Origin of the sequence: Spirillospora sp. NPDC127506, assembly GCF_040302145.1 — a bacterium.
GTDB lineage: Bacteria > Actinomycetota > Actinomycetes > Streptosporangiales > Streptosporangiaceae > Spirillospora.
The window spans coordinates 1-7,593 of record NZ_JBEORG010000045.1; the positions used below are offsets into that span (position 1 = coordinate 1).

A 7,593-nucleotide genomic window follows, 5' to 3' on the forward strand; every position below is an offset into this window, starting at 1 on the left:
GAAAGCTACGAGGCCGGACTCCACCTGCGCGGAGCCATCATCTGGCTGCGCAGCCTCCCAGCCCCCTCATGATCTGAACTACGAACAGGCCCTAGCACAGCGGCTGTGCACACCGCATCGGTGCGGGCGCTGAGCAACCTTGCCCATGTTCTTGGAGGCTGCTCGGGCCGGCGAGATGAGGCCGGGGCGTGGGGGGACGCTGCCGATGACTGTGCGTGTTCGCACAATGACCATTCCTGTGAATGAGGCCAGCGGACCGTGATCACGGCCGCCCTGTGGGCGTCGGGCTGTCACTCACGCCCAGGACTCTGGCGCGTTTTCCAGCCGCGCACGAACGCGTTGATGCCGGAGGAGTCGCAGAACCGCACTCCGGACAGCTCCAGCGCCAGCCGCGGCGGGCGGTCCGCCGACCACGCGCGGGACACGTGATCGTCCAGTGCAGGGACGGTGGCCATGTCCAGCTCGCCCACCACCACCAGTACCCGTCAGCGTCCGCGCCGCTTGGTGGTAACGCCCTGACCAGCAGCGATCAGCCCGCGGCCTCCTTCCCCTCCATACGCAAAGAGTATGATCACCATCACATTCAGTTTCTGGGATTCTCGACGCTGCGATGTGGTCGTGACCATCGCGGCCGCCGCGTATACCGGGGGTGCGCTACCGGCGGCGCGCACCGCGCGCCCGATCTGTCTGCAGGGCCGTCTTTCCACCGGCGGCACGGACATGTCAACGACGGGGCAGGGACACCCAGAACCTGCAACCAGGCGACATGGAGTGCAGATGAGCACGATGGAGCAGTTCATGCAGTTGCTCGGCCTGAACGCCGAGCGGTCCGGTCTGGCATCGCCGCAGGCCATCGAACAGCGGTCCGGGCTGCCACATTGCGGTGTGGCCGAACTTCTGCGCGGCCTGCCCGGCACCTACCGCGACCGGTTGCCGCACCGCGCTCTGCGGCGGATCACCGGCTTCTTGGCCCAGGGACGATGGGAGACGGCGGTCGAGGAGCTGGTGACGGCGCTGCAAGCGTTCCACGCACCGGTCAGCCCGGCGGAGCGCGAAAATCTGCGGACACTCCTGCACGCACTGGGCATGCCGGCCCACCGCGTCGACGCACTGCCCGCGCGGGATTCCAGCGACCGGCCGTAGCAGGATGCCATCGGGGCGTCCGCCGGGCCGGAGCGCGCGTTGCCGCCATCGCGCGGGGGCCGCAAACCAGCGACCGGTCGTTTCCGCCCCGGCGGCGGCACCCGCCGTGACTCGCGGCGGCCTTGCGGCGGCCTTGCCGGGACCGGGCCGCCGCACCGGATCTAGGGTCGCGGTATGCGTCAGATGCGGTCGTTGGACATGGTCATCCTGATCTCGTTCCTCGCCGTCTTGTTGATCTTCTTCAGTATCGATGTGCGCTCCAGGACCTCGGCGTCCTCCAAGCCGAGGCTTTTCTGCTCGAATGGGCGTCTCGGATTGGCGGGGTAGCGACCGCTTTGACGCTGACCCTGGGTTGGGCGGACCTGAGGTGCCACGGATCTTCCGGACAGGCCCCCAACTAGAGTTGGGGGAACCGGAAAGGAAGGCAGTTGGCAAGACAGAGGCGGCAGTTCACCCAGGAGCACAAGGACGAGATAGTCCGCATGGTCCTGGACGGCCCGCGCCCCATCGCCCATGTAGCCCGTGAGGTCGGGATCCACGACACCACCCTGGGCAATTGGGTCAAGGCCTACCGCAGAAGGCACGGCGGGGGACTCGTCCGGCACGTCGGCCGGCGAGCCGAAGAGCCCCCGGGAACGTGAACTCGAGCGCGAGGTCCGCAAGCTCCGCGAAGAGAACGAGTTCTTGAAAAGCCGCGGCCTTCTTCGCGAAAGATCACCGATGAGCGCCAACGCTGGGGTGGAGGACTCCCGCTGAAGCCTTCAGCGAGCATCTATGCTCACCGAAAGGAGGTGTTGCGACGACTCCTTGAACCCAAGAACTACACCAGCGACGAGTTCGGCCGGCATCTGGGCAAAAGGCATAAGATGCGGCGCTCGGTCGGCAGGACCGGTGTGTGCTGGGATAGTGCAATGGCCGAGTCGTTCTTCGGTGCGTTGAAGAACGAGTGGCTCAACCGTATGGTGGTTGCCACACGAGCCAAAGCCCGGCGCGCGGCTGTGCAGTACATCGAGGGCTTCTACAATCGACGAAGGCTTCATTCCGCGAACGGGTACCGGACACCACTTGAGGTCCATATCGAGTACCTGGATCGGCAGCGAGCAGCGTAGATCTGCCCGCAGATCACCGACCAAGAAGCTGTCCGGAAAACGCGTGGCCCCTCACCCCGACCTGCAGGGACGGGGGCCGGGCGGCCCCAGGGGTCGGTGGAGCCGGGTAGTGGACCGTTGCGGGGGAAGTTGCCGAGGATGAGTCGAGATGAGGTCGACAGGGCGCTGCTGGAACGGCAGGCGCTGCTGGACGATGCCGGGAACGCGCTGGCCAGCACCCTGGATCTAGCCGAGGGGCTGCGGCGGGTGTGCCGAGTCCTGACCACACGGTTCGGTGACTGGTGCGCGGTGAACCTGCTGGACGAGGTCGGGCAACTGGACCGGGTGACCGTCGTGCACCGCACCCGCCACGCGGCCGACTGCACCGGGTTCGAGGGTCCACTCCCGCCGCTCCCGCCGGACACCGAAGGGGCGGCGGAAGCGGCGGGGCCGTTGCCGCAGGTGCTGCACGGCCGGGGCACGGTGCTGCTCACTGACCTCCCCGCACCCGACCAGGCGGCGACCCCACTGGACGCCCGCCAACTGCAACTGTTCCACGAGCTGGGAACAGACAGTGCCATCATCGTCCCGCTCCGGGCGCGCCGCGAAATCCTGGGCTCCCTGACCGTCGCACGCACCGACCCCGACCGCCCCTTCACCCAGCACGACGTCGGCTTGCTGGAGGACCTGGTCCGCGGCCTGGCGCTCCAGGTGGACAACACCCGGCTCCACCAGCAGACCCGGCACGTCGCCGAACGCTTCCAGCGCGCCCTGCTGCCCGAGCCGGCGGGCACCGGCCACCTACGGCAGGCCGTGCGATACCTACCCTCGCAGACCAGCGCGCGGGTCGGCGGCGACTGGTACGACAGTTTCGTCCTGCCCGGCGGCGACACCGCCTTGGTCATCGGCGACGTCACCGGCCACGACGTGCGGGCGGCCGTCACGATGAGCACACTGCGCAACATGCTGCGCGGCATCGCCACCGACCGCCAGACCACGCCCGGAGACATCCTGCGCCGCATGGACCAGGTCGTCCAGACCCTGCACCCCCACGCCACCGCCACCTGCCTGTACGCCCTGGTCAAAGGCCCCCCGAACGGCCCCTGGCGACTGGACCACGCCTCCGCCGGGCATCCGCCCCCGCTGCTGACCACCCACGATGGCCACACCCGCTACCTGGAAGAGGGCGCGGGACTGCTGATCGGTGTGGACCCCGACCAGCCCCGGCCCACCGCCCACCACCCGCTACCGCCCCACTCCACCCTCCTGCTGTACACCGACGGCCTGATCGAACACCGCGACGAACCCCTCGACCACGGACTGGCCCGGCCCGCCAGCACGCCGCCACGCTGTCCCGCCAACCCCTCGACGTCTTCTGCGACCAACTGATCGACCGCCTCGCCCCCGACAGCGACGATGACACCGCCCTACTGGCCCTGCGCCCCACCCCACCGCAATGACCCCCAGCGCGCCACCACCAACGGTCCGCTGCACCAGAGCATGCCGCCGCGCCCCAACCCGCACCCAGGCGCCCCCTTGTGTGGCCGCCGCCCTGTGGGCGTCGGGTTGTCACTCAGACACAGCGGCGGCGATGGTGATGGCCCGGTCCACTGCGGTCGTTTGCAGGTAGTCCGCGACCCGCGGTTCCGGACGCAGCAACACCAGCTCTCCGCCCGCGCGGCCCTGGCGCGTTTCCAGCCGCGCACGAACGCGTTGATGCCGGAGGAATCGCAGAACCGCACACCGGACAATTCCAGCGCCACACGCGGCGGGCTGTCCGCCGACAACGCGCGGGGCACGTGATAGTCCAGTGCGGGGACGGTGGCCGTGTCCAGCTCGCCCGCCACCACCAGCATCCACCTGCGTCCGCGCCGCTCGGTGGTGTCGCCCAGCCCGCCGCCGCTGCCGGGTGCGGGTTCCGCACCGGCGGCCTGTGACCGATCCGGTGGGTCGGCTTGGCACGGACCATGCGCGGCGGTCACCGCGTCTCCGACACCGATGCGCCCCGAGACCGCATTGCTGACCCGGACCGGCATCGCCGGGCATGTACGCATCGCCGACACCCTCACCGGCCCTGTTGGTGATGTGCGCCAGGCCGGACCCGGCGCCTCCGAGCCCAGCTGAGATCCCGCCACCGTGGGCGCGGCCGGGCGCGCGGTCGTCGGCGCCGCCGCCGTCTCCGCCGCCGGACGTGACGGCGATCGCCACGGCCAGCACCACCGCCAGGACCACTGCGGAGACTACGCCCGCGATGCGCACATGCCGGGTCATCAGGCCCCTCGTCCCGCAGGGGATTCAACACGCTCTAGCGAGGAATCCCGGTCGTTCACGGCCGGGAGGAATCGCTTCTCTGTCCCGCGCCCGGACGTCAGTCCGGGCGTTTCTGCTGGTCGATGTACTCGGCGATGACCGACAGCGGTGCCCCGCCACAGGATGCCGCGAAGTAGGACGGCGACCAGAAATGATTGCCCCACAGATACGTGCGGACATGGTCGGGGAACTGTTTGCGCAGGTAGTGCGCCGAGGTGCCCTTGAGGCGGTTGACCAGGGTCGAGACCGGCAGCTTGGGCGGGTAGTGCACGAGCAGGTGGACATGGTCGTCCTCGCCGTTGAACTCGCGCAGCTCGGCGCCCATCCCCTCGCACACCTCCCGCATGACCGTCTCGCAGTGCTCCAGCATGGCCCCGGTGAACACACCACGCCGGTACTTCGTGACAAAGACAAGATGAACATGGAGGTTGAAAACGACGCTGCGACCACGCCTGATGTTGGGATCCGGAACCCACCTCGGTGACATGGACAAGATGGTAACCTGGCCCGGTGAAACTGGTCGTGCAGGTGAAGCTGTGCCCGGACGAGACCGCTGCGGCGGCGCTCCGGGACACGCTGCACGCCTGCAACCGGGCCGCCGACCACGCCTCCCGCCGCGCGTTCGCCACCGGCATCAAAAGCAAGACCGGCCTGCAGCGCCTCGTCTACGGCGAACTGAAAGCCATGGGTTTGTCGGCGCAGCCGGCGATCCACGTCGCGCGCAAGACCGCCGGGGCCTACGCCACCCTGGCCGAGAACCTCAAGGCCGGGAACTACGGCCCCGAGGGGTCCAAACGGCGCCATGAGGTGGAAGGTAAGCCGGTCCGGTTCCGCAAGGACGCCGCCCAGCCGTTCGACGACCGGTCGCTGTCCTGGCAGCTGGACGCCGGGACGGTGTCGATCTGGACGGTGCACGGCCGTACACCCGGCATCGCGTTCCAGTGCTCGCCCGCACAGCTGGAACTTCTCACCGGGTACCGGCGGGGCGAGTCCGACCTGGTGTACCGGGGCGGGAACTGGTACCTGCATGCGACCTGCGACATCCCCGAACCCGACATCAGCGATCCGAAGAACGGGTTCCTCGGTGCGGACCTGGGGATCGTCAACATCGCCACCACCAGCGACGGCACCGTCCACGCCGGCAAGCATCTCAACCAGGTCCGGCACCGCAACCGCCGCCTCCGCAAGAAGCTGCAGAAGAAGGGCACCAAATCCGCCAGACGGCGGCTGCGGCACCTGGCCGGCCGCGAGGCACGGTTCGCGGCCGATACCAACCACTGCGTCTCCAAGCAGATCGTGACCGAGGCTCAACGCACCTGCCGCGGTATCGCCCTGGAGGATCTGGGCGGCATCCGCGGCAGGGTCCGGCTCCGCAAGCCCCAGCGGGTCACCCTGCATTCCTGGAGTTTCGCCCAGCTCGGGGAGTTCATCGCCTACAAGGCGCGCCGGGCCGGGGTGGTCGTGGTGTACGTCGATCCCCGCAACACCTCCCGCGGGTGTTCGGTGTGCGGCCATGTCGATAAGAGCAATCGCCCCGACCAGGCGACATTTCGGTGCACGTCGTGCGGCTTCGCTGAGCATGCCGATGTGAACGCAGCCCGCAACATCGCCGCGCGCGGTGCGGCGGGCTGGGCAGTGAGTCACGCTGCCGGCGACGCGGCCTGAACCAGCACACCCAGTGGTGGTGAGGAGCTGCAAGCTCGGTCCCTTCATGACCGAGAAGCTGACTGCCGCTCTGCCATGGGCGAGGTGTTCGGCCTGGCAGCCGGAGCACCGCCCGGACCAGCCGTAACCGGTGCACGCGGCGTACTCCACGGCAGTCATCATCTCCTCGCATTGGCGGCAATGGCGGCTCGCGCTACGGGAAACGGCGACGACCGGGAGCAGGTGCCCCGGGCGGCCAGACCCGCAGCCCCATGGCTCCGCGCGGCCGGCGCCGCGTCCGTTACCCCGCACCGGCCAGGACGGCGGCGACGCGCGCCAGCATCTGCGGCGGCCGGGACCGATCATCAGCGTCGCCGCAGATCGACACCAGGTAGCAGGCCTCGATGCTGTCCACCGTGAACCCGACCGGCGCGGGTGCGTGCCGACACTCCGCAGCCCGCAGCACGATATGGATCTGCTCAGCCGTCCAGTCCGCTCGGTCCACAACGGCCGCGTATCGACGGCCGGTTCGACATGTACGGCGACTTCAACGCCAACTTCGCCACGCCGACCATCTGGTGGATCGAAGGGTTCGCCGAGTACGTCTCCTACTCCTACCGGAAGGTGACCAACGACTCGGCGATCGCCGAGGCCGCAAAGAACACCTACGCGCTCAGCACCCTGTGGGACACCACCTACAGCCACGACACCACCCGCATCTACTACTGGGGCTACCTGGCGGTGCGGTACACGTTCGAGAAGCACCCCGGTGACATCGCCACTATTCTCCGCTACTACCGGACCGGCAACTGGAACGCCGCACGCACGTTCCTGACCAGCACGATCGGCAGCCGCTACGACAGCGACTGGTGGACGTGGCTCGCCGCGTGCGCGTCCGGCGCCTGCGCAGGCGGTGGCGGTGGCGGTGGCAACCAGGCACCGGCGGCGAAGTTCTCGGCATCGGCGAACGGCCTGGCGGTGAACTTCACCGACCAGTCCACCGACGCCGGGACCGACACCCGCCAGCTCGACCGGAACTGCCGGCGCAGCAACCTGTCGGGAGGACAGGGCGACCTGTCCTACCTCTACCTCTACGTGCCCTCCGGCACCCGCTCGATCACCATCACCTCTTCCGGCGGGACGGGCGACGCCGACCTCTACTACAGCCCCAGCACGTGGGCCACATCCACGTCCTACACCCAGCGCTCCACCAACACCGGAAACGGTGAATCCCTCACCATCGCCAACCCACCCGCCGGCTACAACTACATCAGCCTCTACGGAAAGCAGGCGTTCAACGGAGTGACCGTGAAGTCCGAGTACTGATCCGCCACCGCACCGACGAAAACAGCCGGGGGGGGGCCCCCCGGGCGCGCCCCCGCCCCCGGACAGGGGAAGGAGGGGCCAC

The 7,593-nt window shown here is 68.7% G+C and carries 9 protein-coding genes; 6 read left to right on the plus strand and 3 right to left on the minus strand.

Annotated features, from left to right (window positions below):
- Nucleotides 1-290: 290 nt before the first annotated feature.
- Complete coding sequence (locus ABTW95_RS30105; protein ID WP_500228054.1) at nt 291-470, minus strand: STAS domain-containing protein; 180 nt, start codon at nt 468-470, stop codon at nt 291-293.
- Nucleotides 471-777: 307 nt separating this feature from the next.
- Between ABTW95_RS30105 and ABTW95_RS30110 the strand changes: the two genes are divergently transcribed.
- The 4 genes from ABTW95_RS30110 (at nt 778) to ABTW95_RS30125 (ending at nt 3,620) form a co-directional block, all read left to right on the plus strand.
- Complete coding sequence (locus tag ABTW95_RS30110) at nt 778-1,143, plus strand: hypothetical protein (protein ID WP_500228055.1); 366 nt, start codon at nt 778-780, stop codon at nt 1,141-1,143.
- Nucleotides 1,144-1,571: 428 nt separating this feature from the next.
- Nucleotides 1,572-1,784, plus strand: coding sequence for a transposase (locus ABTW95_RS30115; protein WP_500228056.1), 213 nt, complete (start codon nt 1,572-1,574; stop codon nt 1,782-1,784).
- 225 nt (nt 1,785-2,009) lie between these two features.
- Entirely contained in the window at nt 2,010-2,252 is a 243-nt protein-coding gene (locus tag ABTW95_RS30120) for an integrase core domain-containing protein (RefSeq protein ID WP_500228099.1), read from the plus strand.
- A 138-nt stretch (nt 2,253-2,390) separates the two neighbouring features.
- Entirely contained in the window at nt 2,391-3,620 is a 1,230-nt protein-coding gene (locus ABTW95_RS30125; protein WP_500228057.1) for a PP2C family protein-serine/threonine phosphatase, read from the plus strand.
- Nucleotides 3,621-3,658: 38 nt separating this feature from the next.
- Here ABTW95_RS30125 and ABTW95_RS30130 read toward each other — a convergent pair whose 3' ends face one another.
- Together ABTW95_RS30130 and tnpA are read right to left on the minus strand one after the other, a co-directional pair.
- Nucleotides 3,659-4,285, minus strand: a complete 627-nt coding sequence (locus ABTW95_RS30130; protein ID WP_500228058.1) for an STAS domain-containing protein — start codon at nt 4,283-4,285, stop codon at nt 3,659-3,661.
- A gap of 314 nt (nt 4,286-4,599) precedes the next feature.
- Nucleotides 4,600-5,028 (minus strand): IS200/IS605 family transposase, encoded by a 429-nt coding sequence (gene tnpA / locus ABTW95_RS30135; protein ID WP_500228059.1) that lies wholly within the window; start codon nt 5,026-5,028, stop codon nt 4,600-4,602.
- A gap of 23 nt (nt 5,029-5,051) precedes the next feature.
- On the opposite strand from tnpA, the gene ABTW95_RS30140 reads away from it, so the two are divergent.
- Both ABTW95_RS30140 and ABTW95_RS30145 read left to right on the plus strand, forming a co-directional pair.
- The gene (locus ABTW95_RS30140) at nt 5,052-6,206 is read left to right on the plus strand and encodes an RNA-guided endonuclease InsQ/TnpB family protein (protein WP_500228060.1); all 1,155 of its coding nucleotides are present in this window, start codon (nt 5,052-5,054) and stop codon (nt 6,204-6,206) included.
- A gap of 414 nt (nt 6,207-6,620) precedes the next feature.
- Nucleotides 6,621-7,511, plus strand: coding sequence for a collagenase (locus ABTW95_RS30145; protein ID WP_500228061.1), 891 nt, complete (start codon nt 6,621-6,623; stop codon nt 7,509-7,511).
- The last annotated feature ends 82 nt before the right edge of the window (nt 7,512-7,593 follow it).

What these genes read in the sequence shown, in the direction of transcription:
- ABTW95_RS30110 (WP_500228055.1), top strand. Translation starts at nt 778, where the DNA reads ATGAGCACGATGGAGCAGTTCATGCAGTTGCTCGGCCTGAACGCCGAG.
- ABTW95_RS30120 (WP_500228099.1), top strand. Translation starts at nt 2,010, where the DNA reads ATGCGGCGCTCGGTCGGCAGGACCGGTGTGTGCTGGGATAGTGCAATG.
- ABTW95_RS30125 (WP_500228057.1), top strand. Translation starts at nt 2,391, where the DNA reads ATGAGTCGAGATGAGGTCGACAGGGCGCTGCTGGAACGGCAGGCGCTG.
- ABTW95_RS30130 (WP_500228058.1), bottom strand. Translation starts at nt 4,285, where the DNA reads ATGCGTACATGCCCGGCGATGCCGGTCCGGGTCAGCAATGCGGTCTCG.
- tnpA (WP_500228059.1), bottom strand. Translation starts at nt 5,028, where the DNA reads ATGTCACCGAGGTGGGTTCCGGATCCCAACATCAGGCGTGGTCGCAGC.